The sequence below is a fragment of the Microbacterium rhizophilum genome (assembly GCF_039605615.1).
GTDB classification, from domain to species: domain Bacteria; phylum Actinomycetota; class Actinomycetes; order Actinomycetales; family Microbacteriaceae; genus Microbacterium; species Microbacterium rhizophilus.
On the sequence record NZ_JBCNUN010000004.1, the window covers coordinates 264,820 to 289,517 of the forward strand.

The window sequence follows — 24,698 nt, forward strand, 5'->3', positions numbered from 1 at the left end:
ATGACCAACACCGCTGCCGCAGAGGTCCCGGCCGCCGGGATCGGCGTGCCCGAGACGGCGACCATCCGCTCGACCGCGGGCGGCGAGCCGCCCCGGCGCAAGACGTTCGCGGGGCAGATCGCCGCGTCGTTCGCGATGTTCCGCAACCCGAAGTCGCTCGCGGGCCTGATCATCATCGGCGTGTTCGTGCTGGTCGCCCTGTTCGGCGACCTGATCGCGCCGTTCGGCCCGATGGAGAAGGACTACCAGGCGCTGCGCCAGGCGCCCTCCGCGACGCACCTGCTCGGCACGACCCACATGGGGGAGGACATCTTCAGCCAGATCGTGTTCGGCACGCGCGGCGTGCTCGTCGTCGGCTTCCTCGCGGGGCTGATGGGCACGATCATCGCGGTGCTCGTCGGCGTCGTCGCCGGCTACACGCGCGGCTGGCGCAGCGAGTCGCTGTCGGCGCTCACGAACGTGTTCCTCGTGATCCCGGGCCTGCCGCTCATCATCATCGTCGCGTCGTCGTTCGAGGACCCGCCGCTGTGGATCATCGCGCTCACGCTCGCCGTGACGGGCTGGGCGTGGGGCGCGCGCGTGCTGCGCGCGCAGACCATGTCGCTGCGCAACCGCGACTTCATCCAGGCCGCGCGCGCCAACGGCGAGTCGCTGCCGCGGCTGATCCTGGTCGAGATGCTGCCGAACCTGCTCGCCATCATCGCGTCGAGCTTCGTCGGCACGGTGACGGCCGCCGTGCTCGGCCTGACCACGCTCGCCTTCATCGGCGTGATCCCGATCACCAACCTGAACTGGGGCACCATCCTGTTCTGGGCCCAGCAGAACGGCGCCTTCCCGGCGTACTGGTGGTGGTACGTCCCGGCCGGCCTGTGCATCGCCATCCTGGGCGTGGCGCTGTCGCTCGTGAACTTCGGCATCGACGAGTACGTGAACCCCCGCCTCCGTTCGGCCGGCGAGCGCGCCCGCGCCCTGAAGAAGCGGGGCCTGAGCGCGACCTCCGCCGTCACCGCGGTCCGCCCCGCGAGCAAGGAATCCTCATGACGACGACCGACACCGCGACCGCCGCCTACCTCGACGCGTCGCTGCCGGTCGCGGAGCGCGTCGCCGACCTGCTGGCCCGCATGACGGTCGAGGAGAAGATCGGGCAGATGCTGCAGCTCGACGCGCGCGACGACCTCGACGACCACATCCTGCGCCGGCAGGCGGGGTCCATCCTGCACACGTCGCCCGAGCGGCTCGAGCGCGCGCACGCGCTCACCGCTCGGACGCGCCTGCGGATCCCCCTGGTCGTCGCGGAGGACTGCATCCACGGGCACTCGTTCTGCGAGGGCGCGACGATCTTCCCGACCCAGCTCGGCATGGCGGCGACGTGGGACGCCTCGCTGCTCGAGCGGGCCGCGCGCGCGACCGCCGTGGAGGTGGCCGCGACCGGCGTGCACTGGACCTTCTCGCCCGTGCTGTGCATCACGCGCGATCTGCGCTGGGGCCGCGTGAACGAGACGTTCGGCGAGGATCCGCACCTGATCGGCGAGCTCGCCAGCGCCATGGTGCGCGGCTACCAGGGCGACGGGCTCACGGACCAGACGGCGATCCTCGCGTCCGCCAAGCACTTCGCGGGCTACTCCGAGACACAGGGCGGGCGCGACGCGAGCGAGGCCGACATCTCGCGGCGCAAGATGCGCTCGTGGTTCCTGCCGCCGTTCGAGCGCGTCGCGCGCGAGGGCTGCCGCACGTTCATGCTGGGCTACCAGACCACGGACGGCATCCCGATCACGATCAACGAGTGGCTGCTCAGCGACGTGCTGCGCGGCGAGTGGGGCTACACCGGCACGCTCATCACCGACTGGGACAACGTCGGCCGGATGGTGTGGGAGCAGAAGGTGCAGCCCGACATCGCGCACGCCGCGGCCGCGGCGGTGAAGGCCGGCAACGACATGATCATGACCACGCCGACGTTCTTCGAGGGCGCGCTCGAGGCACTCGAGCGCGGGATGCTCGCGGAGTCGGATCTGGATGACGCGGTCGCGCGCATCCTGACGCTCAAATTCGAGCTGGGGCTGTTCGAGCGGCCGCGCCACCCCGACCTCGGGCGGATGACCGAGGTGCTCGGCGCGGCAGAGCACGCCGACCTGAACCTCGAGATCGCGCGCCGCTCGCTCGTGCTGCTGCGCAACGACGGGGTGCTGCCGCTGGAGGGCGGGCTCGCCGCCGATGCGCACGGGCGCGCCACGGGCGGGTCCGGGAAGCGCCGGATCGCCGTGGTCGGGCCGCTCGCGGACGCCGCGCAGACGCAGCTCGGCGACTGGGCCGGCAGCTCGGGACAGGCGGGATGGCTGCCCGACGGTCAGCCGCGCGACATGATCACGACCGTGCTCGACGGTCTGCGCGCGCACGCGCCGGCGGACTGGGACGTCTCGTTCGCGGAGGGCGCGGAGATCCTCTCGCTCGTGCCGGATCCCGCGGGCGCGCTGTTCCCGGACGGGCAGCCGCGGCCGTTCGTCGTGGAGCCCGCGGAGCCGGACGCCGCCATGATCGCCGAGGCGGTGGAGCGCGCGTCCGACGCGGACTACGTCGTCGCGGTCGTGGGCGACCGGATCGAGCTGGTCGGCGAGGCGCGCTCGACCGCGACGCTCGAGCTGGTCGGCGCCCAGGTCGCGCTGCTGGACGCGCTGGCCGCGACCGGGAAGCCGCTGATCGTGGTGCTGCTCGCGTCGAAGCCGCTCGTGCTGCCGCCGTCCGCTCTGGGCGCGTCCGCGATCCTGTGGGTCGCGAACCCGGGCATGCGGGGCGGGCGGGCGATCGCCGAGCTGCTGCTGGGGCTGATCGAGCCGAGCGGCCGCCTGCCGCTGTCGTTCGCGCGGCACGTGGGCCAGCAGCCGACGTACTACAACCAGATCCGCGGCCAGCACGGCGACCGGTACGCCGACCTGACGCAGGCCCCGGCCTGGGTGTTCGGCGAGGGGCTGTCGTACACGACCGTGGAGTACGCGGACGCCCGGATCCTGACGCCGACCGTGACGGCGGACGGCACGGTCCGCGCCGAGGTGACGGTGCGCAACACCGGATCGCGCCCCGCGCTGGAGACCGTGCAGGTCTACGTGAGCGACATCGTGACGTCCGTGAGCTGGGCCGACAAGGAGCTCAAGCACTTCACGCAGGTGCCGCTCGCCCCCGGCGAGGAGCGCGTGGTCGGGCTCGAGCTGCCGGCCTCGGCCTGCACGATCGTCGACGCGCGCGCTCGCCGCGTGGTGGAACCCGGGCGGTTCGAGCTGCGGATCGGCCCGTCCTCGCGCGACGACGACCTGCTGCGCGCGGAGTTCGAGATCACCGCCTGAGACTCTCGCCTGGCCGCTGCTCCTTCACTCCTCTGCGGTGGTGAGGCGAGAACACGGGGTCGCGCGGGGACGCTTGTGGTGAACGTCCCCGCGCGGCCCGCCTTCTCTCAGGCCGGGACCGCCGCCTCGGCCGCGAGCAGCCCGCCGAGGAAGCGGGCGATCTCGCCCGGCCCCGAGCGGGGCGCGGTCGCCTCCACATCGGGGTTGTAGTTCGTGTTGGTGTTGACGTCGTACGTGACCAGGCGCCCGTCGACCGTCTCGGCGAACTCGATGCCGGCGATCCGGATGCCGGATGCCGCGAGGAACGCGCGGTGCCGGGCGACGAGCGGATGATCCGCCCCGACCTCGGCGCGCAGCGCGAAGGGCGGCAGCGCCTCGCCGTCGATCGCGCACGCGTCGGCCGGACACAGCTCGAAGCTGCCCGCGCTGGTGTCGACCCGCACGGCGTAGACGAACTCGCCGTCGACGTACTCCGCGCGCGTGACGAACGGCTCGCGCGTCGCGAGGAACTCCTGGATCAGGGTGATGCCGTCCGGCGAGGGCTCGAAGCCGGGGCCGTCCACCCACGCCTCGAAGTCGGCGTGCGCGTCCCAGCGGCGCACGCCCAGGCCCTTGCCGCCCTGGTTGTGCTTGCTGATGAACGGCACCGGGAACTCGCGCGCCCGCCGCTTCAGGTCTCCCGCGCCGAACACCGCGACGGTGCGCGGCACGTCCACGCCCGCGGCGCGCAGCCCGGCGTGCTGCGCGACCTTGCTCATCTCGAACTCGAGCGTGCCGCTGCCGCCGATCACCGTGCGCCCCCATGACTCGAGCCAGCGCAGCACGGCGCGCCCGTACTCCTTGGACGCCGCGTGGTCGCGCGTGTGCGCGGAGGCCGACAGGCGCGACCAGAACACGCCCTCCGGCGGCTCGGACGACAGGTCGATCGACCCGTCCGTCAGCAGCCACTGCTCGGCCGGAACGCCCTGCGCCTCGAACGCGGCCGCGAACGGCGGCCACCACTCGGGGTTCTCGTGGATCGCGTAGACCTTGGCGCTTGTCATGCCTCCAGTCTGGCCCGCACGACGCGCACCCCGGGCCGCCCGTTGACCCGATCGGCCCGAATTCGGCCTGGAATCCGGGCCGATCGGGTCAACGACGGGCGGCGGGGAGGCCGGGGGATTGGCGGATGCGGGGGACGCGCGTTACCGTGGTCGCGTGCACACCTGTCGCTGTTGTCGCTGAGGCCCGCGCGCTCCCTCTTCGAGCGCGCCCCAGAACGACCATCGACAGCTTCCACGGCGACGACCATTCCGCCGTGCATCACCCCTGAGGACACACTCTTGCGTTACGCACACTCGGTCGACGGCCTCGTCGGCTCCACCCCGCTCGTCCGCCTGAATCGCGTCACGGAGGGCATCGCCGCCACCGTGCTCGCCAAGGTCGAGTACTTCAACCCCGGCGGCTCCTCCAAGGACCGCATCGCCGGCAGCATCATCGACGCGGCCGAGCGGGAGGGGAAGCTCGCCCCCGGCGGCGTGATCGTCGAGCCGACCAGCGGCAACACGGGCGTCGGGCTCGCGCTCGTGGCCCAGCAGCGCGGCTATCGCACGGTGTTCGTCGTGCCCGACAAGGTCTCCGAGGACAAGCGCAACGTGCTGCGCGCGTACGGCGCCGAGGTCGTGGTGACCCCGACGAACGTCGAGCCGGACGACCCGCACTCGTACTACAGCGTGTCCGACCGGCTCGTGCGCGAGATCCCGGGCGCCTACAAGCCCGACCAGTACTCGAACCAGAACGCGCCGCGCAGCCACTTCGGCTCGACCGGCCCCGAGATCTGGCGGGACACCGACCGGCGCGTGACGCACTTCGTCGCGGGCGTCGGCACCGGCGGCACCATCACCGGCACCGGCCGCTTCCTGAAGCAGGCGTCCGAGGGGCGCGTGCGCATCGTCGGAGCGGATCCGGTCGGATCCATCTACTCGGCGGACGACGCCTCGGGCGTGCACGGCTACCTCGTCGAGGGCGTCGGCGAGGACTTCTGGCCCGGCGCCTACGATCCCACCGTGGTCGATGAGATCCACCGGATCGGCGACGCCGAGTCGTTCGCGATGACCCGGCGGCTCGCGCGCGAGGAGGGCCTGCTGGTCGGCGGCTCGAGCGGCATGGCCGTGGTCGCCGCGCTTCGCGCCGCGCGCGACCTGCCCGCCGAGGCGGTGGTGGTCGTGCTGCTGCCCGACCACGGCCGCGGGTATCTCGGCAAGGTGTTCGACGACGACTGGATGCGTGCGCACGGCTTCGAGGTCGACGGTCCGGCGCCGCTCGTGCCCGCGTCGCTGCACGCCGAGCTCGCGGCCGCCGCCGCCCCGATTCCGACCGATGAGGCAACCGCAGGGAGCATCGCATGACCAGTTCGCGCAAGTTCGACACCGCTGCCGTCCACGCGGGGCAGACGCCGGACGAGACGACGGGAGCGGTGATCCCGCCCGTGCACTTCTCGACGACGTACGCGCAGGACGGCATCGGCGGGCTGCGAAACGGGTACGAGTACGGCCGCGCGGGCAACCCGACGCGCACCGCGCTCGAGACGCAGCTGGCCGCGCTCGAGGGCGGCGCCCGCGCGCTGTCGTTCGCGTCGGGCCTGGCCGCCGAGGACGCGCTGCTGCGCGGCCTGCTTCGCCCCGGCGACGAGGTGCTGCTCGGCAACGACGTCTACGGCGGCACCCACCGCCTCCTCGCCCGCGTGCTCGGCCCGTGGGGCGTGAAGCTGCGCGTGGTCGACCTGAGCGACCCCGCCGCCGTGGACGCCGCGCTCGCCGAGCGCGCGCCGCAGATCGTGTGGGTCGAGACGCCCAGCAACCCCCTGCTGCGGATCACCGACATCCGCGCGCTCGCCGACAAGGCGCACGCGGCCGGATCCGTCGTGGTCGTCGACAACACGTTCGCCTCGCCCGCGCTGCAGCAGCCGATCGCGCTCGGCGCCGACGTCGTCGTGCACTCCACCACCAAGTACCTCGGCGGCCACTCGGACGTCGTCGGCGGCGCGCTCGTGTTCGCCGACGCGGCGCTCGCCGAGCAGCCGCAGTTCCTGCAGTTCGCGGCCGGCGCGGTCTCGGGGCCGCTCGACGCGTGGCTCACCACGCGCGGCATCAAGACCCTCGCGATCCGGATGGAGCGGCACTCCTCGAACGGCCAGGCCGTCGCCGGGTTCCTCGAGGGCCACGACCGCGTCGCGCGCGTCTACTACCCGGGCCTCGCGTCGCACCCCGGCCACGACATCGCGGCCGCGCAGATGACCGGCTTCGGCGGCATCGTCTCGGTCGCGCTGGGCGACGCCGCGTCGGCGCGCCGCTTCGCGGAGTCCACGCACCTGTTCACGCTGGCCGAGTCGCTCGGCGGCGTGGAGTCGCTCGTCAACTACCCCGACGAGATGACGCACGCGTCGGTGCGCGGCACCGAGCTCGCGGTGCCCGACGACGTCGTGCGCCTGTCCGTCGGCATCGAGCACGTCGACGACCTGCTCGCCGACCTCGACCAGGCTCTCGCCGCGCTGTAGCAGGGCCCGCCTGGGGCTCGCTCCGGCTCACGGGCCGCGACGCCTCCAGAACGTGTGCCCCTGTGCGACGCGCCCAGCGCGGAGCGTGGAGCGCACCGACTGCCGGCCATCTCGAAACGCGAGATCCGCCCTCGATGGAGCGAAGCGACAGCGATCGATCCCGAGTTCCGGCGCGAAGCGTCCGACGAGCGATCGATGACGTTCACTGCACTACCCCCGCGAAGCGGGAGAGGAACAGTCGAGCGATCGATGACGCGTGATGCTCTACCCCGCGAAGCGGGCAGACCAGAGAAAGCGCACAGACTCGCGCGCCTAGACTGGATCCGTCCCTTCGAGCCTGATCCCGGATCCACCATGCCCAGCGCCCCCCTGCGAGTGACCGCGCGTCACATCCAGCTGCTGCGTGCGCTGTTCGCGGCGCTCGCGGCGCTGATGGTCACGTTCTCGCCCGATCACTCGGCCGAGGTCGGACTCGCGGTGTTCGGCGGGTTCGGCATCGCGACCGCCCTCGTGTTCGCCGTGTCCGCGTGGCTCGTGTCTCCCGCGGGGCACCGGGGCGCCGCGATCCTGCTCGGCTCGCTGTATCTCGTCGCCGGCATGGCGGCCAGCGCCGTCACCCTGCGCTCGGGGACGCTGTTCTTCGTCGTGACGATCGCGTGGGCGCTGATCGCGGGCCTGACGGAGCTGCTCGTCGGCATCCGGCAGCGCGCGCGCCTCGGCCGCAGCGAGTCGCGCGACGCCGTCGTGGTCGGCGCGCTGACGATCCTGCTGGGAGTCGCCCTGCTGTTCGTCCCGGCGGACTACACGCTGAACTACTTCATCGAGGACGCCGGACGCGGCTTCACGCTGACCGGGACGATCATCGCGGTCGGCCTGCTCGGCGGGTACGCCGCCGTCGTCGCGGTGTACCTGGGCATCGCGGGGCTCTCCCCGCAGCCAGCCGCCGCCGAGACCGCGAGCGCCGCGACGGCGCAGGAGGACCGCCCGTGACCGACAAGCCCACCCGCCGCGACCTGATGCGCCCCGCCCAGCTGCTGGGCATCGCGTTCGCCGCCGCCCTGTTCGGGGGCTTCGTGACGGCCATGGTGATGGGCGCGTTCCAGGCGCTTCCTGCCGATCAGATCGCGCGCGCGTGGTCGACCGCGGGCATCGTGGCGGGCGTGGCGTTCATCGTGGTGCTGCTGGGCCTGTCGCTGCTGCTGCTCGTCGTGGACCCCGCCGATCGCGAGAAGACGATCGACCGCCCCGTGCTGCTTCCCAAGGACAACACGGGCGAGGACGAGCCGCGGGGCTGATCCGGGTCAGTCGCAGGGCTGGGACACGTCCGTCGGGACGGCGATCTCGGGGGACGTCCCCCAGTCGCCGAACGTGAAGGATCCGTCGCCCGACACGTCTCCCGCGAGGAACGCCTGCGGCAGCGGAGGGCCGACGGACGCGACCGTCAGGGTGCCGAACGGGCTCTCGCTCGCCCCGATCACGGCCTCGGTCGTCTCGGCCCCGGGCTCGGGCTCCATGACCGCGAACTCCTCGGCGCCGGACGCCAGGGTCTCGACGAGCGCCGCGGGTTCCAGCAGCGGCGCCCAGTCTCCGAGCAGGACGTCGGGCGAGGTCGTGCACACCCAGCCCTTGCGGAACGCCGCGACGCCCGTGCGCTCCGCGAGCGCCGCGTTGCCGCGCACGTAGGCGCGCCCATCCGTCATCACGACCTCGATCGACACGTCGCCCGCGTCGACCGCGGCGCGCAGGTGCCCGTACTCGCCCGCGTAGTCGACCGCGATCCGGCGGCCGGGGAACGGGTCCTGCTGGGCGTCCTCCGGCGTGACGAGCTCGGTGACCTCGCCCTTCACCGTCACGGGTCCGGCGTCGCGCATGGCCCGCACGATCTGCGCGATGGCGGAGGGCCCGCTCAGCAGCCACAGGCCGTTGTCGCCGCTGTCCGGATCCCACCGCGATGCGTCGGCCTCGGGCGCGGCCGGCGGCGGGGGCGTCTCGCCGTCGTCGCCGCGGCAGCCCGCGAGCGCCAGCGCGAGCGCCAGGATCCCCGCCGCGACGGCGGCCGGACGCGCGACCCGCATCATCCCTCGGCGCGCGCGTCCGCGACGCACGCGCTGCGTCCGCCCTGCGCCTCCAGGTCGGCGGCGTTCAGGGTCACCTCGGCCTCCAGGCCCGCCTCGCGCACGACGAAGCACGTCTCGGGGTCGTACAGGCCCGCGGCCGACGGCAGCCATGCGTCCGTGCCGCCGCGGATCGCCGTCGAGACGTCGACGACCTGCCCGTCGCCGTGCAGCGCGTACAGGCTGTAGGACGCGTCGGGGCCCTCCCAGTCGAGGTGCAGCGCCCCGCCGGCCTCCGTCACGGCCAGGCTCGACACGACGACGTCCGTCGCGGTCACCGCGGCCACGATCATCCAGGCCGCCATGCCCGCCATCGAGAGGAACGTGAGCACCGCCGACACGATGAACGCCGGATGCGCCCACCAGCGGCGAGGCCGCTGCTCGCGCGCGCTCAGCGTCGGGAGCGGCCAGCCGCCGCGCCCGAGGGGCGGCTTCGGCACGACCGAGCGCAGGGCCGGCTGTCCCGGCTCGACGCCGAGCAGGGTGCCGGGGCCGGGCCGGGGCGCGGGCCGCGGGGCGGGGGTCGGAGCCGGCGCGGGGGCGTGAGCCGGGGCGGGCGCGCTGCGGTCGCGCAGCGCGCGTCGCGAGTCCGCCATGCCCGATCCCCCTCGGTCGTCCGGACCGCGGACGCGGCCCCGGATCCCATCCTGCACGGATCGCCGCGAGACCGCATGCCGACGGCCGGGGAGGCCTCCACCCCGGCCGCGCCCGCCGTGCGGCCTAGCATGGAGCGCGTCGGCTGCGGGGGCGGCCGCCGGGAGGGGGATCGGATGCGCGCGCGGATCGCGGTCGTCCTCGGCGCGTTCGCCGCGGCCGCGTTCCTGGTGCTCGGCGGCGCGGGTGCCCCGGGCGCTCCCGCGAACGCCGCCGGCTACGCGGGGCCCAACGCGATCGCCGTCCCCTACACGGGCGAGAAGGTCGTCAAGCCCGCCGAGGGCTGGAGCCTCCGCGACTGCCCGGCGGTGCTCGCCGCGGGCGCGCCGCTCGTCGCGGCGTGCGACCCCGCCGAGGGGTTCACGGTGGTCTCGCCCGGCTACGACCCGGAGTTCGAGGACGTCGTCGTGCCCGTGGCGATGTCGAACGGCCGCTCGAGCACGACGATCGACTACGTCCTCGGGCTGGAGCCGCCCGCCGCGCCCGAGCTGCCGACCGCGACGTACCCGTTCCCGGCGCCGGCGGGCGGCGTGCTGCTCATCCCGATCAGCGACCTGGGCGTGCAGTGCACCGCGTGCGCCGACGGCGGCGGCCTCGAGGTCACGTCCTTCGCCCCCGAGGGCGTCGCGACCGTGCTGCCCACCGAGACGCACCTCGTGGTGCGGCCCAAGCCGTCGTTCGAGGGCCCGCTCGAGATCACGATCCGCTTCGGCGACGGGTACGACGGCTGGTCGCAGCCGACCGCGCTGACGGTGCCGGTGTCGCGGCAGGGCGGCGATGCGCCGCTCGCCCAGCACGTGCAGCGGCCCCTGCCCGCGAAGGGCGGCGAGATCGACCTGCGCGAGCTGATCCACGTGCCGGCGGGCGCCGCCGAGGCGGAGTCGCACGTGCTGTGCGGCGGCGCGATCCACGGCACGGTCGTGTGCGACGCGGCCGGCGTCGCGACCTACCGGCCGTTCGAGAGGGCCGCCGTCGACCAGTTCTCCTTCCACGTCGCGCGCGGCGGGGACCTCGTCACCGGATCCGTCACGCTCGTCGCGGACGGCGCCGACGTGCACCTGCCCGCCCCCGGCCTCGCGCCTGCGGAGCCGCGCACGACGCCGCGCCCGGCACCCTCCCCGGACCCGGACGCGCGGGAGAGCGAGGAGCCGGCGGACGCATCGGCCTCCGCCGGTCCGGACGGATCGGGCGAGGGCGAGCCCGAAGAGGAGGAGCAGCCCCAGGAGTACGTGCTGCTGCGCGTGGCCACCGCGATCGCGCCGCCCGCGCCCCCCGAGGACCGCGGCGCGCAGACCGGCGTCTTCGCGCCGCTCGTGGAGCTGCTCGACCGCGTCGGGGCACGATGAGGACAGGATCGATGACGAGGAGGAGCCGATGAGCGTGCGGCTGACGCTGCGGGATTCGCCGGCGGAGCGCGACGGCAGGTCGTGGCTGCTGAGGGTCGACGAGGCCACCACGGTCGGCGAGGTCGCCGAGTCGCTCGGCGTGAGCCCGCAGCTGCTCGTGCGCGACGCCGAGCCCGCCACGCCGCTCACCGAGGCCGGTCTGCTCTCCGGGTCGATCATCCCGCCCGTCTCGGCGCCCGAGCCGGCGCCCGGCACGGTGCGGCTGGAGGTCATCGGCGGCCCGTTCGCGGGCGCGACCGTGCCGCTCGAGCGCGGCCAGGCGATCACGATCGGGGCGGGCGAGGGCGACGACGTGCGTGTCGCGGATCCGTCGCTCGGCGCGGGGCACCTCACGATGCAGATCTCCCTCGGCGGACCCGCCGATCCGCTCCTGGCGACCGTCACGCCGGCCCCGGGCGCCGTCGTCCTGGTGAACGGGATCGAGATCCGGACGGCCGAGCGCATCGTGCCCGCCGACCTCGTGCAGCTGGGCAGCATGCTCATCCGGATCGGCATCGCGCCGGGCTCCGACGCCGACCTCACCGACGCCCTCGGCGCGCGCGGTTTCAACCGGCCCTCGCGCATCCAGCCGCAGCGGCCGCAGCCCATGATCCCGCTGCCGGGAGACAAGCCGGACGATCAGGACGCCTCGCCGCTGCCGTGGCTGTCGGCGCTGATCCCGGTGATCCTCGGAGTGACGATGGCCATGGTCTTCCAGCGTCCCGTCATGCTGCTGATGGCGGCCGCGAGCCCGATCATGGTGGTCGGCTCCTTCGTCACCCAGCAGCGCCAGGCCAGGAAGAAGGGCCTGAAGACCGAGGCGCAGTGGATCGAGGAGATCGGCCGCGCGGGCGAGCGCATCCGGGAGCTCGTGAAGCGACAGCGCCTGGAGGCCTGGTACCGCTTCCCGGATCCGGTGGTGATCCGCGACATCGCGCTGCGGCCGCTGTCGCGCCTGTGGGAGCGCCGCCGCCGGGACGCGGACGCGGCGCAGCTGCGCGTGGGCGTGACGGAGATCGACCTGGACGTGCGCTTCGAGGGCGGCGGCCGGGACCGCGGCACGGAACAGCGCGTGGGGGTGTCGCCCGCGCCCGTCGCGGTGGACCTGCGCCAGGGCGTCGTGGGCCTCGCGGGACCCGCCGACGCCGTGCGGGCGACCGCGCGCGCCATGGTCGCGTCGTTCGCGACGCTGCGGAGCCCCCGCGACGCCGAGCTGATCGTGCTGTGCGACGAGGCGCAGGACGCGGAGTGGGGCTGGACCGCCTGGCTGCCGCACACGCACCTGGCCGACGAGGTGCCGGCCATGGTCGGCAACGACGACGACACGCGTCGCGAGCGGCTGCGCGAGATCGCCGTCGCGCTCGACCTGCGGATGAGGATGTCCGGGCAGCGCGGGTACGAGGCGCCGACGGATGTGCTCGTGGTCGTGGACGGCGCGCGCCGGTTCCGCATGCTGCCCGGCATGGTGCCGCTGCTCGAGCACGGCCCCGCGCACGGCATCCACGTGATCGCGCTCGACAGCGACCGCTCGCGCCTGCCGGAGGAGGCCAAGAGCCTGGTCGTGGTCGATCCCGCCGATGCGTCGCTCGCCACGCTCGAGACGCCGGCGGGCTACTTCCCGGCGGTCCTGCTCGACGGGCTGTCGGTGCCGGAGTGCGAGCGGATCGCCCGCAGCCTGTGCTCCATCCAGCACGTGTCGGGCGTCGGCGACGAGGCCATGCTCCCCACGAGCGTCCGGATGGTCGACCTGCTCGGCATCGATCTCGACGACCCCTCGCCGCTCGTGCGCCGGTGGACCCAGCAGCCGCGCAACACCTACGTGGTCGTCGGCGCGAACGCGGACGGCGAGTTCGCGCTCGACATCTCGCGCGACGGGCCGCACGCGCTCGTGGCCGGCACGACCGGATCCGGCAAGTCCGAGTTCCTGCAGGCGCTCGTGATCGGCCTGGCGATGGCGAACCGGCCGGATGCGCTCAACTTCGTGCTGATCGACTACAAGGGCGGATCGGCCTTCGCCGACTGCGAGCGCCTGCCGCACACGGTCGGCATGGTCACGAACCTCGACGCGCGCGAGACCGAGCGCGCCCTGGCGTCGCTCGACGCGGAGCTGAAGCGCCGCGAGCAGGTGCTGCGCGAGATGGGCGCCAAGGACATCGACGCGGCCTGGGCGAAGGACGCCGAGACCGCCGCGCAGCGCGGGCTCGCGCGCCTGATGCTCGTGATCGACGAGTTCGCCGAGCTGCGCACGGAGCTGCCGGAGTTCATCGACGGCCTCGTGCGGATCGCCCGCGTGGGCCGGTCGCTGGGCGTCAACCTGGTGCTCGCGACGCAGCGCCCCTCGGGCGTGGTGACACCCGAGATGCAGTCGAACATCAACCTGCGCATCGCGCTGCGCGTGGTGGACCGCAGCGACTCGAGCGATGTCCTCGGCTCGGGCGAGGCGGCGCTCATCGCGCCCTCCACGCCCGGTCGCGGCTTCGCGCGACTCAGCCCGTCGTCCGCGCCGTCGCCGTTCCAGACGGCGCGCGTGGCGGGCATCCGGCCGGGCGTGCAGCGCGCCGTCAAGGTGCTGCCGCCCAAGGCGCCCCTCGAGTGGGACTCGCTGGGCTTCCCGCCCAAGTACCCGCAATCGGCCAAGGCCGAGAACCACGACCACGACGACACGGACCTGCGGGCCCTCGTGAACCTCGTCGCCGCGGCGACCGAGCAGCTCGGCATCCCGAAGAACCCGAGCCCCTGGCTCATGCCGCTGCCCGCCACGCTGCCGCTGGAGCGCTTCGAGGTGGAGGAGCGCGGGGAGACCGAGCTGGTGCTGGGCCTCGAGGACGTGCCGGAGGATCAGGCGCAGCGCACGCTCACCTGGGATCTCGCGACGGGATCGCACCTGCTCTTCTTCGGCGGCGCCATGTCCGGCCGCACGAGCGCCGTGCGCACCGTGCTCGCGCAGGTCGTGCAGCGCTTCCGCCCCGCGGATGTGCACGTCTACGCCGCCGACTTCGGCAACGGCGCGCTGCTGCCGCTGGCCGACGCGCCGCACTGCGGCGCGGTCGTCACGCAGCTCGACTCCGAGCGGCTGCCGCGCCTGATGCGGCGGCTGCTCGAGGACCTCGCGAGCCGGCAGGCGGTGCTGTCGGACGCGGGCGTCGGCAACATCGCCGAGCAGCGCCGCGGCGCGGCGCCCGGCGGCGCGCTGCCGTTCGCGATCGTCGCGGTCGACGGCTGGGAGCGGATGCTCTCGACCATGAACCCGGACCAGCTCATCGCGTTCCGCGACCAGTTCCTGCGCCTGCTGCGGGAGGGCCCGGCGGTCGGCGTGCGCGTGGTGATGACGGCGGACCGCGGTGTCCCGGGAGACAAGATCGCCACCTTCATCGACACGCAGTACGTGCTGCCCGTGCGCGACGTGGGCGACTACCGCGCCGCGGGCATCTACGCCAAGGACATCCCCACGAACCTGCCCGCCGGTCGTGTGCTGTTCGGCGCCGACGCCGCCGAGGCGCAGCTCGCGGTGCTCGGCCGCGACACGAGCGGCGAGGCCCAGACGACCGCGCTGCGCCGGATCGTCGAGGCGGTGCGCGACGCGTGGGATCAGGCGGCGGAGGAGCTGTCCCAGCCGTCGACGGCGCCCGCGCCGTTCCGCGTGGACCCGATGCCCAAGTACGTGGCGATGAGCACGGCGGCGGACCTGCCGGTCGCGCACGACAGCGCCCCGCACGGCGTCGTGGTGGGCGTGGGCGGCGATCGCCTCGAGCGGTACACGCTCGAGTGGCCCGAGGACGGCGGCTTCATCGCCGTGGGCGGCCGCCGGTCCGGGCGCTCGTCGACGCTCGCGCTGGTCGTCGCGCAGCTCGCGGCGCGTCGCGCGCCGGTCGTGGTGGCGGCCCCGCGTCCGTCGGTGCTGACGGAGACCGCGCGGGCGTCCGGCGTGCCCGTGATCGAGAACGGCACGCTCACCCCGCCCGAGCTCGACGAGCTGCTCGCGCCGTTCGGCGAGCAGGTCGTCACGGTCGTGGTGGACGACGCGGAGCAGTTCAAGAACGCGGCCATCGAGCACGCGCTGACGGGCGTCAAGCACCGCGCGCGGTTCATCGTGGCGGCCGACATCGAGTCGGTCTCCACGCTGTTCGGCGGCCCGTTCGTCGAGGCCAAGCGCGCCCGCCGCGCCCTCGTGCTGCAGCCCCAGTCCGCCATGTACGGCACGCAGACCGCCGGCATGCCCATCCCGAAGTTCATGCTCGGCGCCGTCCCCGCGGGCGGCGGCGTGCTCATGACCCCCGCCGGATGGATCCAGGTGCGGGTGCCGGATCTCCGTCAATGACCCGCCCGATCCGATCCTGACGATCCGATCCCGACCGAGGAGCGACTCTTGGCCTCCGCACGCTGCGCCCACTGCGGCGCGACGCTCGAACCCAACACGATGTACTGCCTGGGCTGCGGGCAGCTGATCCTGCCCGGCGCCGCGCGCGACGAGGCCGCGACCGGCTGGGCGCCGCCGCCCCGGCCGCCGCGCCCCGCGGCCCCGGCGGCACACGTGTCCGCCCCCGTGCCCGTCGCGAAGGGGTGGCCGGATCGCGTGCAGCTGACGTTCTCGACGGGGCAGCGCATCGCGGTGGCGGGCGCGGCCGTCATCGGCCGCAAGCCCGAGCAGACGGCCGTGAACATGGGCGCTCAGGCGATCGAGGTCGCCGACGACACGCGCTCGATGTCCCGCGTGCACCTGTTCCTCGACCTCGGCGACGGCGAGCTGCGCGTGGGCGACGCCGGATCGAGCAACGGATCCGCGATCGAGCGCGGCGGCCGGCGGATCCCGCTCCCCGGCACGGGCGAGCGGGTCACGGTGCTGCGCGGCGACGTGCTGTGGGTCGGCGACGTGCGCGTCGAGGCGGCTCCGCTGTGAGCTCGCCCTTCGCCCCGGGGCGGCTCGACACGTCGGCGCTCGCCGGCGCCGAGGACGAGTTCGGCCACGACCGCCTGGTCGAGCGCACGCACGACGTCCCCGGCTGGGGCGAGCGGATCCGCCAGCTCCCGAGGATCCTCGGTCTGTTCGGCCTGCTGTACCTGCCCACCTTCGGCGTCGTGGGGTACATCCTGGCGCTGTCGTTCGGGGGATGGTGGCTCGCGGTGTTCGCGCTGCCGTTCGTCGCGATCGTGGTGTGGCAGCTGGTGGCGCCGGGCGGGCGGATGGTGCTCGCGGCGCCGGATGCGCGCACGCGGTTCGCGGCCGCCAACGGCCTGCGCTTCGATGCCGAGCGGCAGGGCGAGCGACCGCCGGGCGCGCTGTTCGACGGCCCCCTCGGCGTGCGCGCCGTCGAGGTGTACTCGGTGGACGCGCCGCGGCACGTCGAGGTCGGCAACGCGATCGTCACCGCCGGCGGGAAGGGCGCGAACGCGGGAGAGGTGTTCGGCTACATCGCGGTGCGTCTGCGCACGAGCCTGCCCCACATCGTGCTCGAGCCGCGCGTCGGCAACGGCGTCGCGTTCCCCGATCCGCTGATCGGCAGCCAGCACCTCTCCCTGGAGGGCGACTTCGACCGCTGGTACACGCTGTACTGCCCCGCGGGCGCCGAGCGCGATGCGCTGTACCTGTTCACCCCGGACGTCATGGCGCGGTTCGTGGATGGCGCCGAGGGTCACTACGTCGAGATCGTCGGTCCGTGGCTGTTGGTCTACGCGCCGAAGCGGTTCTCGACCCTGAACCCGGGGCGCTGGGAGCAGGTCGGGTCGATCGTGCAGGCGGTGACCGCCAAGCTCGACCAGTGGGATGGCTGGCGCGGCGTGACCTCAGACGACGCCGCCGCGGCGGACGGGGTGCCGGCTTCGCCGAGGCTGCGCCGCTCGCGCGACTGGTCGGGGCTCGGCTGCCTGCTGATCCTCGGCGCGGTGGTCGCCGTGGTCGCGTTCCTGGTGCAGGGGCTCGGCTGAGCGCCGGTGAGCGGGATGGGCAGCGCTCCCCGGGGTCGAGGTTCCCCCGGTCGCGGTGCCCGGGGGAGCGATCCCCACAGACAGATATCTCAGTCGCGGTTAGCGTTGTCGTCGATCGGGGGGATCCGTGAGGTGCGGAGCGCAGGATCCGATCGCTTTCACCGAACGTGCGGGCCTCGACGGCACCGCTCACACACGGAGGTAGGGAAATGGCAGACATCAAGGTCACATCGGAGTCGCTCGCCAGCGTCGCCGGTCAGCTCTCGAGCGGATCGCAGTCGATCGAGTCGCAGCTGGCCAACCTGAAGTCGCTCGTCGACGGCCTCGTCTCGGGCGACTGGGTCACGAGCTCGGCATCGGTCGCGTTCAACGAGCTGTACTCGCAGTGGGACCAGGCCGGTCAGCAGCTCAAGGAGTCGCTGCAGGGCATCAGCGACCTGCTGAACCAGGCGTCGCTGTCGTACGAGGACAGCGAGACCGCGATCGCCTCGACCTTCAACGGCTGAGCCGCAGCAGCGGAAGGCCCGGCGGGCCGCCTCGCCTGAGGCGGTCGCGGGCTCCGGAATCGGCGCGGCTTCTCGCGTGTCAGGGGGGATCTGATGGTGCAGTTCAGGGTCAGGGCGGAGTCGCTCACCGAGGTGGCCGCCCACCTCGGGTCGGTCATCGCGACGTTCGACGGCAATCTCGCGGCCGTCGAGTCCCAGGTGAACGGCGTCCTGCCGACATGGAAGGGCGATGACCAGGAGTCGTTCGCCGAGCACTGGAAGGCGTTCACGGCGATGGCCGACGCCGTGCGGATGTCGTTGACCGCGCTGCAGGGCGGTCTGATGGCCGCGAGCGCCGGCTATGACACGACGGAGGCGGGCGTCAGCCGCGGCTTCGCGACCGCCCGCCCGACGGTCTCGGCGGTCCGCAGATACAGCGCGGCGCACGGCAGGGCGGTCGGCGCGGGCGAGGCGCGCGCGGAGGACATGGCCGAGTTCTTCGGCCGCGACTACGCGGGCGACCGCGAAAGGGAGCAGTTCGGCGGCGGCGCGGTGCGCGCAGGCGCCGGGCGCTACTCGGGCGGCGGCACGGAGGACACGGACGGCGACGGCGACTCGGACGGCATCGGCGCGGGGCCGTTCCTGCTGCAGGACAGCGTGGACGAGCTGAACGGCGTGCCGGGCGCCGACGGCGGCGAGCCCGGACCCTCCACGGAGAAGAACGAGGCGGCGCACGACGGCGACCGGGGTGACGGCGACCGCCGCGGCGGGCGCGATGCGCGCCTCACGTTCGAAGGGGAGCGCGGCTGATGGCCGAGCAGAGGGCGGACACGGATGAGCTGCGCGCGCTGAAGCAGACGCTGCAGTCGCTCATGGAGTACTGCGAGGCGCTGCGCCTGGGGGCCTCGGGCTTCGCCTACATGCTGCCGAACGACTGGCAGGGCCCGGCGTCGCAGCGCTTCATGGCGCAGTTCGAGGCCTGGGCGGTCGGCGCGCAGGGGATGCGGACCGTGGCCGAGTCGCTGTGGGGCCAGGCCGGCGCGGCCGAGGCGGCGTACACCTCCGCGATCGAGGCGGAGGATCAGCGCTGGACCCGGATCCTGGGCCAGCTGGGGGGCTGACATGACGACGATCGAGATCGATCCCGCGACCGTGATCGGGCAGGCCGCCCAGCTGCGGGGCATCGCCAACCGGATCGAGACGGCCGTGGGGACCGCGCAGGCGGCCCTGTCCGGCACCGGCAGCATGGCGGGCGACTCCGACCTCGGGCAGCTGTTCTGCCACGAGTCCGTCGGAGGAGAGAGCTCCGGCTATGACGACCTCTCGCGGAAGGCGCTCGAGGGCGCGCTGGCCGCCGCCGACCTCGTCTACATGCTCGAGGCGGCGATCACCAACACCGCCCACACGTACGACGCCGCCCAGAAGCCCGGCGCCGGGGAGAAGCCGACGATCACCCCCGTGCCGGCGACCACGGCCGGCGGATCGGTCTTCGTGCCGAGCGCCTTCGGCGACGGCGGGACCGCGATGCCGTTCGACCTCGGGGGGTTCGACAACTGGATCCAGGACGGCCTCGACAAGGTGGGCGTCAAGCTGCCCTCGGGCGACCCCGACCTGCTCGAGACGGCCGAGTCGGCCTGGCGCGACCTCGGCATCGCCCTCAACAGCGCGAACGCGGAGCTGCTGGGCTTCGATCCGCTTCCGGGCGCCGACCTGCCCCAGAAGACGGACATCGGTCAGGCGATCGACGCGCTGTTCGACATCATCCAGTCCGCGCGCGGCACCGCCGTCTACCTGCTCGGCAAGTGCCGCAACTACAAGGAGCAGCTGAAGGCGACGCGCGAGCAGATCGCCGACACGATGCGTCAGATGGTGATCGAGGTCGGCATCGAGATCGGCGCCACGGTCGTCGTGTCGATCTTCACCGCCGGCCTCGGCGCGGCGGCCGGCGCGGGCAAGATCATGCTGACGATCGTCCGCTTCGTGAACAAGATCAAGAAGCTGATCGACGACCTGCGCGACCTGCTGCGCACGCTCTTCCGCCTCGGCAGCTCGGCGAGCGATCTGCGCAAGCTGAAGTACATCACGAGCGCCCTCAAGCAGGGCGCGATCGGCGCGGTGGCCTCGAGCGGCTCGACGCTGATCATGAACGCGACCAACAGGAACGACCCCTACTACCAGCAGCAGAGCGTGTTCCAGGCCGCGATCGTCGGCGGACTGAGCTCGTCGGTCTCGTCGACCGTCACGCGGTACGTCGGGGGCGGATCCGGTCCCATCACACGCGGCGTGACGGGAGACCCGGGCGGGAGCTCGCCGTTCCGGACGTTCGGCGGCGACGTCGCCGGCAGCGTCGCGGGAGAGGTGACCGCCGACGCGGTCGACGGCGGCGGGTTCAACCCGCTGAACGCGGCCGTGATGGGCGTCCTGACGGGCGGGGTGATGTCGGGCGGCGCCATGGGCGCGACGAAGCTCGGCGGCCTCCTGCCGAACACGCTGAATCCGCTCGGCCTGCACTTCGGCGGCAGCGGACCGTCCCCGAGCTCGACGCCCGGCGGCGGCGCGGGCGGACCCGGCGGCCCGGGCAGTCCGCTCGACCCGCCGGCGCCCGGCGGTGCCGGCGGTCCCTCGGGTTCCCCCGCCGGGAACGCGGGTGGTGCCACCACCCCGGACATCGACGCCCCGACCCCCGCCGGCGCGGGCGATGCCGGCGGTCTCGGCGGCGACAGCGGCGGCGTCGACGTGCCGGGTGTCAGCCCCGTGGGCGACGGCGATCTGCCGGGCGGCGGCGACGCGCCGGACTCCTCGGGTGCCCCGGCCGCGCCCGACGCTCCGGTCGCGCCCGACGCTCCGGCCGCGCCCGATGCTCCGGCCTCGCCCGATGCTCCGGCCTCGCCCGATGCTCCGGCGGGATCGGACCTTCCGGCCGCATCCGACCTGCCGGGCGACGCCCCGGTCTCGCCCGCCGGTGTGGACGGCGATGCGCCGGCCGGCGGCGGCGACGCGCCGGGCGCCGACCAGGCCGATCCGACGCCGCAGGGTGCCGATCGCGTCCAGCCGAGCCCCGACTCCGCGCCGCACGGCACGGATCCGACGCCGGATCACGGCGCGGACGACACGCCGACGCCCGCGGGGGCGGGCGCGGCGGCTCCCGGGATCGTGCCGGTCGCCGACATCGACGTGCCCGACGCGAGCGCGATCGACCGCCTCGGCGACCGGATGGACGACGCGATCGCCGACGAGGTGGCCGACGCCGCCGCGAACGACACCCAGCCCGACGGCCCCGGTGACGCCGACCAGCCCGGCGGCCCGGCCGAGGACGCCTCCGCGCCCGACGGCGATGCCGATCCGGACGGCGCCGCTGATCCGGACGGCGCCGCCGATTCCGACGGCGTGCCGCCGGCGGATCCGAACCACGAGGCGCTGCATCGCTACGACGACGTGCCCCAGCCTCCCGCGGACGGCACCCCGCTCGACGACCCCTCGGTGCAGCAGTGGATCGATGAGACCCACGCGCTGCACCCGGAGCTGTCCAAGGAGCAGATCCGCGGCATGTGGGAGTACACGACCGGCGCGTACCGGGAGATCAACGATGCGCTCCGCAATCCGCGCGTCGTCGACGAGGCCATGCTGGACCGCCTCACGAACGCGATGTCGGGCCGCGAGGCGCTGCCGCAGTACACCGGCCCGCTGTACCGCGGCACGGACCTGCCCGAGCACGTCGTCGTCGCGCTGGACGCCGGCGATCCGACCTATCGAGACCTGGCGTTCTCGAGCACCTCCACCGATCCGGCGGTCGCCGACCGGTTCAAGGGCGGGCTGAAGTACGACCCGGAGTACCCGACGATCATCACGTACGAGTCCGCGACGGGGGCGAACGTGGATCCGTTCTCGGCGTACCGCGGCGGCGAGGCGGAGATCCTGCTGGCTCCGGGCGAGCGATTCGAGGTGCTCGACTGGCACGGGCCCGATGCCGACGGCATCCGGCACCTCACGGTCCGCGAGATCCCCGAGGGGCCCGCGCAGTGACGGCGGACGACGACCGGGAGGTCCTGCTCGACCGGCTCGGGCGGCGGCTGGTGGCGCAGTCGCCGGCCGAGCGGCAGCTCGCCGTCCGGCGGGCGGCGGCCTGGCCGGCGGACCTGTCGGCCGAGGCGCGAGGCGAGTGGCAGGAGCTGCGCCTGCAGGACGAGGACCTGATGCGGCTGCGCATGTTCACCCGCCGGGTCTCGGACACCCCGGGCATACTCGATGAGGTCGGTCGGGGCGAGGCGTGGCAGGCGTTCTCCGGCGCCGTTGCGCGAGCGGGCACCGCGATCCTCGCCGGCGACCGGCTGGGCGAGGAGGCGCGCACCGCGGCGCTCGCGCCGTTCGCGGCCGACGGAGAGGATGGACCGATGACCAGCGAGGAGACCTCATGAGCGGTTCGCAGGTGCAGAACCTGATCGCCGGCCTGGAGAAGCTCCCGGCGTACGAGGGCCTCGTGTTCCGGGCCTGCCCCGACGGCGCCGAGTTCGTGCGCGACGGGCAGGTCGCCGTCGCGCGGGGCCTCGTGTCGGCGACGAAGAGGGAGGGGGCTCTCGCGCAGTCGCCCGACGTCTACGCCATCGCGTCGCGGAACGGCCGCGACGTGTCGCTGTTCTCCGCCGCGCGGGAGGAGCAGGAGGTCGTGTTCCTGCCCGGGACGACGTTCGCCCTGTGGCACTCGTTCGACGTCGACGGCCGCACCGTGCGCGCCGTGTTCGAGATCGCGCCGGACGAGAAGGTCGGCCCCGAGCAGACCGCCGCGCTCGAGCGGGACGCGCGCGAGCGGCTCACGGCGGCGGCGCCCGTGTCCATCCGGATCGACCGGTTCACGGGCGATCTCGCAACGGCCTGAGCGCATCGGAGACGACGTGACGACGATCGAACAGCGCTGCGGCGACCTGGTGCGGCCGGTGCTCGAGCTCATGGGCGCCGCGGTCAGCGCGGGCTTCGACGCCTCGGCCGCGCAGCCCGCGCTACGAGCCGTGCAGAGGCTGCGGGACATCCTTGCCGAGGGCACCGACGGCATCGCCTCGGCGGCATACCTGCAGTGGCATGCGACCGCGGACGACATGCTCGCCTCGGTCGCGCGCGAGCTCGAGAACGGCGACGTCCCCGCCGCCCGCGCGATCCTGAGCGACCCCCGCCTCGGCCTGCAGCAGCTCTCGATCGCCTGCGCCGGCATGCCGGGGTGGTGACGCCCGCGTCTCCCGCGCGGCCCCCGCGCGCGTGACAGGATGACGACCGTGGGAGGGATCGAGTGAGCGGCTGGGCGATCATCAACGAGCGCGAGGCGGCGCCCGAGCCCGCGCCCGTGAGCATCGAGCGCGCCGCTCTGCTCGGCATCGCGCCCGCGCCCACGGGCCGCCGGGTGATCGCCGCGATCATCGACGCGATCCCCGCGATCCTGTTCCTCCTGCCGCTGCCGTTCACGCTGCCGCTCCTCCTCACGGGCGAGCTGTGGGCGATCCTGGTCGGCGCGATCTGCGTCGTGCTGCTGGTCGTGTACGGGCTGATCCAGCTGGCCTCGAACGGACGGCGCGGGCAGACCTTCGGGAAGCAGCTGACGCGGCTGCGCACGCTCGACCCCGCCACGCTGAAGCCGATCGGCTTCGCACGCGCGCTGCTGCGCGCGCTGATCGTCGCGGCATCGGGCATCGTGCCGCTCGTCGGATCCGCCGTGATGCTGATCTCGCCGCTGCTCGACATCGAGCAGCGCGGCCGCGGCTGGCACGACCACGCGGCGCGCGCGTGGCTGATCGACCTGGACGCGGTCGACCCCGCCGATCCGGTCGCGTTCGAGGCCGCGCGGGGCCGCGCCCGCGTCCGCAGCGTCGCCGCGGGCGCCCCGGCCCAGGCGGCGCCTGCGCCGAGCGCCGTGCCGCCGGCTCAGGCCGCGCCCGCGCCCGTCGCCCCGACCCCGCAGACCGTGCGCCTGCGCTTCGACACCGGGGAGCTCGTCGACGTCCACGGCCCGGGCCTCGCGGGCCGCGCGCCCGTCGCCGCAGCCGAGGAGGTCGTCATGCACGTGGTGCCGATCGCCGACGAGGCCCGCTCGATCTCCAAGACGCACTTCGCGTTCGCGGTCGACGCGCACGGACTGTTCGTGAGCGACCGCGGCTCGACGAACGGCACGAGCATCCTGCGCGGCGGCGCGACCATCCCCGTCCCGCCCGGCGCGGCCGTCCGCGTGACCGCGGGAGACCGCATCCTGTTCGGCGATCGCGTCGCCGACGTGCTCTGACCCTGACCCCGGAGCGGGCGGTGACACGCCGGGCATGACAATATGTCCCGGGGAGGGGGTCGAATCTTGGCAGATGTGAATTCGTCGACGGGGGAGTTCGACGAGGTCGAGGTCAACACCATGCCGGGCAGGATCGCGCCGCTGCGCGTCGAATTCGCGGGCGAGTGGATCGAGGTGCCCATGGGGCGCCCGTTCGTCATCGGCCGCGAGGGTGACCTCGAGATCGACGACAACCAGTACCTCCACCGCCAGTTCCTCGAGCTGCAGTACCACGACGGCCTGTGGTGGCTCGCGAACGTCGGATCGCGCCTGGCCGCCACGATCTCCAGCGCCGGCGGCGCCGTGCAGTCGTGGCTCTCGCCCGGCGCGCGCATGCCGATCGTCTTCGCGCAGAGCGTGATCGTCTTCACCGCCGGCCCCACGACGTACGAGCTGACGCTCTACACGGAGGAGGCGCAGTACGCCGTCTCGAGCCAGATCGAGGCGTCCATGAGCGGCGAGACCACGGTCATGCCCGTGAGCTTCACGCCGCTGCAGAAGCTGCTGATCGTCGCGCTCGCCGAGCCCATGCTGCGCCGCGAGGGTGTCAGCATGAGCGAGCTGCCGTCGTCGAGCGCCGCGGCGCAGCGCCTCGGCTGGACCATGAGCAAGTTCAACCGCAAGCTCGACAACGTGTGCGACAAGCTCGACCGGATGGGCGTGCAGGGCCTGCGCGGCGGCCCCGGCAAGCTCGCCACGAACCGCCGCGCGCGGCTCGTGGAGTACGCCGTGACGTCCCAGCTCGTCACGCGCGCCGACCTCGCCCTCCTCGACGACGAGGCCCTGCGCAACCAGAACGACGTCGAAGAGGACTGACCCCCGCGCGGGCTTCTCTTCCCTGAGAACACGTGCTCTCAGCGAGGACACGCCTTTTCGCGCCAGAAACCGCGTGTGATGTCTCAGGACATCGGTGACGGAACTGCATCAGGACATCGGTGACGGTTCCTGCATCAGGACATCGGTGACA

General features: G+C 73.5%; 21 protein-coding genes and 1 pseudogene. 19 read left to right on the top strand and 3 right to left on the bottom strand.

Annotated elements, in window-relative coordinates:
• Both AAD528_RS09760 and AAD528_RS09765 read left to right on the top strand, forming a co-directional pair.
• The gene (locus AAD528_RS09760; RefSeq protein ID WP_345751882.1) at positions 1-1,041 is read left to right on the top strand and encodes an ABC transporter permease; all 1,041 of its coding nucleotides are present in this window, start codon (positions 1-3) and stop codon (positions 1,039-1,041) included.
• Positions 1,038-3,335, top strand: coding sequence for an exo-beta-d-1,3/1,6-glucosidase (locus tag AAD528_RS09765; protein ID WP_345751883.1), 2,298 nt, complete (start codon positions 1,038-1,040; stop codon positions 3,333-3,335). The genes AAD528_RS09760 and AAD528_RS09765 overlap by 4 nt, the downstream gene beginning before the upstream one ends.
• Before the next feature lie 107 nt (positions 3,336-3,442).
• Here AAD528_RS09765 and AAD528_RS09770 read toward each other — a convergent pair whose 3' ends face one another.
• The gene (locus AAD528_RS09770) at positions 3,443-4,378 is read right to left on the bottom strand and encodes an ATP-grasp domain-containing protein (RefSeq protein ID WP_345751884.1); all 936 of its coding nucleotides are present in this window, start codon (positions 4,376-4,378) and stop codon (positions 3,443-3,445) included.
• Positions 4,379-4,657: 279 nt separating this feature from the next.
• Here AAD528_RS09770 and AAD528_RS09775 point away from each other — a divergent pair.
• The 4 genes and pseudogenes from AAD528_RS09775 to AAD528_RS09790 all read left to right on the top strand — a co-directional run.
• Positions 4,658-5,692 (top strand): annotated as a pseudogene (locus AAD528_RS09775) (pyridoxal-phosphate dependent enzyme); the annotation flags it as partial.
• Positions 5,693-5,718: 26 nt separating this feature from the next.
• A complete protein-coding gene (locus AAD528_RS09780) occupies positions 5,719-6,870 on the top strand; it encodes a cystathionine gamma-synthase (RefSeq protein ID WP_345751885.1) in 1,152 nt (383 codons plus the stop codon).
• 354 nt (positions 6,871-7,224) lie between these two features.
• Positions 7,225-7,860: an acyl-CoA synthetase gene (locus tag AAD528_RS09785; RefSeq protein WP_345751886.1), complete on the top strand. Its 636-nt coding sequence runs from the start codon at positions 7,225-7,227 to the stop codon at positions 7,858-7,860.
• Entirely contained in the window at positions 7,857-8,165 is a 309-nt protein-coding gene (locus tag AAD528_RS09790; RefSeq protein WP_345751887.1) for an amino acid transporter, read from the top strand. The genes AAD528_RS09785 and AAD528_RS09790 overlap by 4 nt, the downstream gene beginning before the upstream one ends.
• A gap of 6 nt (positions 8,166-8,171) precedes the next feature.
• Here the strand turns inward: AAD528_RS09790 and AAD528_RS09795 are convergent, their stop codons facing one another.
• Positions 8,172-8,945, bottom strand: coding sequence for a hypothetical protein (locus AAD528_RS09795; RefSeq protein WP_345751888.1), 774 nt, complete (start codon positions 8,943-8,945; stop codon positions 8,172-8,174).
• Positions 8,945-9,580 carry a hypothetical protein gene (locus AAD528_RS09800; protein WP_345751889.1) on the bottom strand — a complete coding sequence of 212 codons (636 nt, stop codon included), beginning with the start codon at positions 9,578-9,580 and terminating at the stop codon, positions 8,945-8,947. The genes AAD528_RS09795 and AAD528_RS09800 overlap by 1 nt, the downstream gene beginning before the upstream one ends.
• A 174-nt stretch (positions 9,581-9,754) precedes the next feature.
• Between AAD528_RS09800 and AAD528_RS09805 the strand changes: the two genes are divergently transcribed.
• From AAD528_RS09805 to AAD528_RS09865, 13 genes are all read left to right on the top strand, one after another.
• Positions 9,755-10,984, top strand: a complete 1,230-nt coding sequence (locus AAD528_RS09805) for a hypothetical protein (RefSeq protein WP_345751890.1) — start codon at positions 9,755-9,757, stop codon at positions 10,982-10,984.
• 28 nt (positions 10,985-11,012) lie between these two features.
• A complete protein-coding gene (locus AAD528_RS09810; protein WP_345751891.1) occupies positions 11,013-15,341 on the top strand; it encodes an FtsK/SpoIIIE domain-containing protein in 4,329 nt (1,442 codons plus the stop codon).
• Positions 15,342-15,389: 48 nt separating this feature from the next.
• Entirely contained in the window at positions 15,390-15,920 is a 531-nt protein-coding gene (locus AAD528_RS09815; RefSeq protein ID WP_345751892.1) for an FHA domain-containing protein, read from the top strand.
• Complete coding sequence (locus tag AAD528_RS09820; protein ID WP_345751893.1) at positions 15,917-16,945, top strand: hypothetical protein; 1,029 nt, start codon at positions 15,917-15,919, stop codon at positions 16,943-16,945. Before AAD528_RS09815 ends, AAD528_RS09820 begins: the two co-directional genes overlap by 4 nt.
• A 209-nt stretch (positions 16,946-17,154) precedes the next feature.
• Positions 17,155-17,451 (top strand): WXG100 family type VII secretion target, encoded by a 297-nt coding sequence (locus AAD528_RS09825; protein WP_345751894.1) that lies wholly within the window; start codon positions 17,155-17,157, stop codon positions 17,449-17,451.
• A gap of 93 nt (positions 17,452-17,544) precedes the next feature.
• The gene (locus tag AAD528_RS09830) at positions 17,545-18,240 is read left to right on the top strand and encodes a WXG100 family type VII secretion target (RefSeq protein ID WP_345751895.1); all 696 of its coding nucleotides are present in this window, start codon (positions 17,545-17,547) and stop codon (positions 18,238-18,240) included.
• Complete coding sequence (locus tag AAD528_RS09835) at positions 18,240-18,551, top strand: hypothetical protein (RefSeq protein ID WP_345751896.1); 312 nt, start codon at positions 18,240-18,242, stop codon at positions 18,549-18,551. The genes AAD528_RS09830 and AAD528_RS09835 overlap by 1 nt, the downstream gene beginning before the upstream one ends.
• A gap of 1 nt (position 18,552) precedes the next feature.
• Positions 18,553-21,453 carry an ADP-ribosyltransferase gene (locus tag AAD528_RS09840; protein WP_345751897.1) on the top strand — a complete coding sequence of 967 codons (2,901 nt, stop codon included), beginning with the start codon at positions 18,553-18,555 and terminating at the stop codon, positions 21,451-21,453.
• Positions 21,450-21,845, top strand: coding sequence for a hypothetical protein (locus AAD528_RS09845; protein ID WP_345751898.1), 396 nt, complete (start codon positions 21,450-21,452; stop codon positions 21,843-21,845). Before AAD528_RS09840 ends, AAD528_RS09845 begins: the two co-directional genes overlap by 4 nt.
• Positions 21,842-22,303, top strand: coding sequence for a hypothetical protein (locus AAD528_RS09850; protein ID WP_345751899.1), 462 nt, complete (start codon positions 21,842-21,844; stop codon positions 22,301-22,303). Before AAD528_RS09845 ends, AAD528_RS09850 begins: the two co-directional genes overlap by 4 nt.
• A gap of 16 nt (positions 22,304-22,319) precedes the next feature.
• A complete protein-coding gene (locus tag AAD528_RS09855; protein WP_345751900.1) occupies positions 22,320-22,646 on the top strand; it encodes a hypothetical protein in 327 nt (108 codons plus the stop codon).
• Positions 22,647-22,708: 62 nt separating this feature from the next.
• The gene (locus AAD528_RS09860; protein ID WP_345751901.1) at positions 22,709-23,692 is read left to right on the top strand and encodes an RDD family protein; all 984 of its coding nucleotides are present in this window, start codon (positions 22,709-22,711) and stop codon (positions 23,690-23,692) included.
• A 132-nt stretch (positions 23,693-23,824) separates the two neighbouring features.
• Positions 23,825-24,547 (top strand): FHA domain-containing protein, encoded by a 723-nt coding sequence (locus AAD528_RS09865; protein ID WP_375339602.1) that lies wholly within the window; start codon positions 23,825-23,827, stop codon positions 24,545-24,547.
• Positions 24,548-24,698: the final 151 nt, after the last annotated feature.

What these genes read in the sequence shown, in the direction of transcription:
- AAD528_RS09805 (WP_345751890.1), top strand. Translation starts at nt 9,755, where the DNA reads ATGCGCGCGCGGATCGCGGTCGTCCTCGGCGCGTTCGCCGCGGCCGCG.
- AAD528_RS09835 (WP_345751896.1), top strand. Translation starts at nt 18,240, where the DNA reads ATGGCCGAGCAGAGGGCGGACACGGATGAGCTGCGCGCGCTGAAGCAG.
- AAD528_RS09830 (WP_345751895.1), top strand. Translation starts at nt 17,545, where the DNA reads ATGGTGCAGTTCAGGGTCAGGGCGGAGTCGCTCACCGAGGTGGCCGCC.
- AAD528_RS09800 (WP_345751889.1), bottom strand. Translation starts at nt 9,580, where the DNA reads ATGGCGGACTCGCGACGCGCGCTGCGCGACCGCAGCGCGCCCGCCCCG.
- AAD528_RS09810 (WP_345751891.1), top strand. Translation starts at nt 11,013, where the DNA reads ATGAGCGTGCGGCTGACGCTGCGGGATTCGCCGGCGGAGCGCGACGGC.
- AAD528_RS09765 (WP_345751883.1), top strand. Translation starts at nt 1,038, where the DNA reads ATGACGACGACCGACACCGCGACCGCCGCCTACCTCGACGCGTCGCTG.
- AAD528_RS09850 (WP_345751899.1), top strand. Translation starts at nt 21,842, where the DNA reads ATGAGCGGTTCGCAGGTGCAGAACCTGATCGCCGGCCTGGAGAAGCTC.
- AAD528_RS09795 (WP_345751888.1), bottom strand. Translation starts at nt 8,945, where the DNA reads ATGCGGGTCGCGCGTCCGGCCGCCGTCGCGGCGGGGATCCTGGCGCTC.
- AAD528_RS09825 (WP_345751894.1), top strand. Translation starts at nt 17,155, where the DNA reads ATGGCAGACATCAAGGTCACATCGGAGTCGCTCGCCAGCGTCGCCGGT.
- AAD528_RS09840 (WP_345751897.1), top strand. Translation starts at nt 18,553, where the DNA reads ATGACGACGATCGAGATCGATCCCGCGACCGTGATCGGGCAGGCCGCC.
- AAD528_RS09785 (WP_345751886.1), top strand. Translation starts at nt 7,225, where the DNA reads ATGCCCAGCGCCCCCCTGCGAGTGACCGCGCGTCACATCCAGCTGCTG.
- AAD528_RS09760 (WP_345751882.1), top strand. Translation starts at nt 1, where the DNA reads ATGACCAACACCGCTGCCGCAGAGGTCCCGGCCGCCGGGATCGGCGTG.
- AAD528_RS09770 (WP_345751884.1), bottom strand. Translation starts at nt 4,378, where the DNA reads ATGACAAGCGCCAAGGTCTACGCGATCCACGAGAACCCCGAGTGGTGG.
- AAD528_RS09780 (WP_345751885.1), top strand. Translation starts at nt 5,719, where the DNA reads ATGACCAGTTCGCGCAAGTTCGACACCGCTGCCGTCCACGCGGGGCAG.